At 57.5% G+C, this 1,733-nt stretch carries 1 rRNA gene; it reads right to left on the bottom strand.

Annotation, left to right across the window (positions count from 1 at the left end):
• Nucleotides 1-1,563, bottom strand: a 23S ribosomal RNA gene (locus tag LX12_RS21665); the annotation flags it as partial.
• Nucleotides 1,564-1,733 lie beyond the last annotated feature (170 nt).

Raw genomic sequence — 1,733 nt, 5'->3', positions numbered from 1 at the left:
GTGATTCAGCATGGACGCTACGAACACGGGTACGGGAATATCAACCCGTTGTCCATCGACTACGCCTGTCGGCCTCGCCTTAGGTCCCGACTCACCCTGGGCGGATTAGCCTGGCCCAGGAACCCTTGGTCATCCGGCGGAAGAGTTTCTCACTCTTCTTTCGCTACTCATGCCTGCATTCTCACTCCCACACCCTCCACACCTGGATCACTCCGGCGCTTCCACGGATGCAGGACGCTCCCCTACCCACCCACACCACTACACGACCCCCCGCAGGGAATCATGGATGTCTTGTGTGAGTGCCGCGGCTTCGGCGGTGTACTTGAGCCCCGCTACATTGTCGGCGCAGGATCACTTGACCAGTGAGCTATTACGCACTCTTTCAAGGGTGGCTGCTTCTAAGCCAACCTCCTGGTTGTCTTCGCGACCCCACATCCTTTTCCACTTAGTACACGCTTAGGGGCCTTAGCCGGCGATCTGGGCTGTTTCCCTCTCGACTACGAACCTTATCGCCCGCAGTCTCACTGCCGCACTCTCACTCACTGGCATTCGGAGTTTGGCTGACGTCAGTAACCTGATAGGGCCCATCGGCCATCCAGTAGCTCTACCTCCAGCGAGAAACATGCGACGCTGCACCTAAATGCATTTCGGGGAGAACCAGCTATCACGGAGTTTGATTGGCCTTTCACCCCTACCCACAGCTCATCCCCTCCATTTTCAACTGAAGTGGGTTCGGGCCTCCACGTCGTCTTACCGACGCTTCACCCTGGCCATGGGTAGATCACTCCGCTTCGGGTCTAGAACACGCCACTGCACTCGCCCTGTTCAGACTCGCTTTCGCTACGGCTACCCCACACGGGTTAACCTCGCGACGTGCCACTAACTCGCAGGCTCATTCTTCAAAAGGCACGCCATCACCCACCCCGAAGGCGCAGGCTCTGACGGATTGTAAGCGCTCGGTTTCAGGTACTATTTCACTCCCCTCCCGGGGTACTTTTCACCTTTCCCTCACGGTACTCGTCCGCTATCGGTCACCAGGAAGTATTCAGGCTTACCGGGTGGTCCCGGCAGATTCACAGCAGATTCCACGGGCCCGCTGCTACTTGGGCACCTGGCACACGAGACCACACACTTTCGACTACCGGACTCTCACCGTCTACGGTCGACCATTCCAGGCCAGTTCACCTAGCGCGCAGTTTTCTCACTCGCACCCAACACGGCAGCATTGGGAACACCAGACCCCACAACCCCACACACACAACCCCTGCCGGGTATCACATGCGCATGGTTTGGCCTCCTCCGCTTTCGCTCGCCACTACTCACGGAATCACTATTGTTTTCTCTTCCTGCGGGTACTGAGATGTTTCACTTCCCCACGTTCCCTCCACACTGCCTATACATTCAGCAGCGGGTAACACCCCATCACGGGTGCTGGGTTTCCCCATTCGGACACCCTCGGATCACAGCTCGTTTGACAACTCCCCGAGGACTATCGCGGCCTACCACGTCCTTCATCGGCTCCTGGTACCAAGGCATCCACCGAACGCCCTTACACACTTACAAACAACAAAATCAAATAAAGATGCTCGCATCCACTGTGCAATTCTCAAACAACACACACCCATCACCCACACACCCCAACCACGACAGGCACACCCACCCCCGAGGGGCCGGCACACCACGGCTGTTACCGGGCAGCGCGATAGTGGACTACCGAGAAAACGTGTGTTCTC

Source organism: Williamsia serinedens, from assembly GCF_024171725.1.
Lineage (GTDB): Bacteria > Actinomycetota > Actinomycetes > Mycobacteriales > Mycobacteriaceae > Williamsia_A > Williamsia_A serinedens.
The sequence above is the reverse complement of the archived record's forward strand: the minus strand, read 5'-3'. Positions and strand labels throughout refer to the sequence as shown.